This window comes from Vibrio hepatarius (assembly GCF_001274785.1).
GTDB lineage: Bacteria > Pseudomonadota > Gammaproteobacteria > Enterobacterales > Vibrionaceae > Vibrio > Vibrio hepatarius.
In genome coordinates, this window is sequence record NZ_LHPI01000073.1 from 1 (window position 1) to 660 (window position 660).

Annotated in this window: 1 pseudogene; it reads left to right on the forward strand. The window is 50.2% G+C overall.

What is annotated here, in order from left to right:
• Positions 1-660: pseudogene (locus AKJ31_RS23330) on the forward strand (hypothetical protein); the annotation flags it as partial.

Below are 660 nucleotides of genomic sequence, written 5' to 3' on the forward strand. Positions count from 1 at the left end.
GAAGCAGAAGCAGAAGCAGACACCGACGAAGATGACTGGCTTACTTCAGCGATTGAAGAAGTCGAGTCGTTGCATGCGGACGATACCGATGAGGTGTCAACGGAGCAAAGCGAAGCGCCAGCTCCAACAGAAACCGAGGTCGCTGAAGCGCCGTCTGCTCAAGAAGATGAAAATGAAGAGGATTGGCTGAGCGACGCGATCGCGGCGGTAGAATCTCCAGAAGCAGAACAACAGCCAGAACTTCAAACTGCTGAAACTGACAATTCACCGCTTGAAGACAGTGAATTGACATCGACTCAATCTCAAGTAGCTGAGCCTGATGCCAACGCATTGATGGGCGATTCTGAACCACGTTCACAAGCGGACGATGAAGCAAAATCATCACATCAAGATATTGAAGCACAGCCTGAAGTCGCCGAAGAGCATGAGATCGTTGAAGAGGATACGTTAGCAACGCAGGCGCAAAATGAAGCGCCAAAATCAAATGTTGAAGACGTAGCTAAGCCAGATGCGATTGCGAATGAGTTTGGTGTTCCACAAGACGACGATTGGCTGGTGGATGAAGAATCGGATGCCTCAGAGACGGAAAATGAGCAAGAACCTTTAGAAGCAGTCGCTGAGCAACCGGACGTTGCGGCTGAAGAACCCGTTGCATTCGAC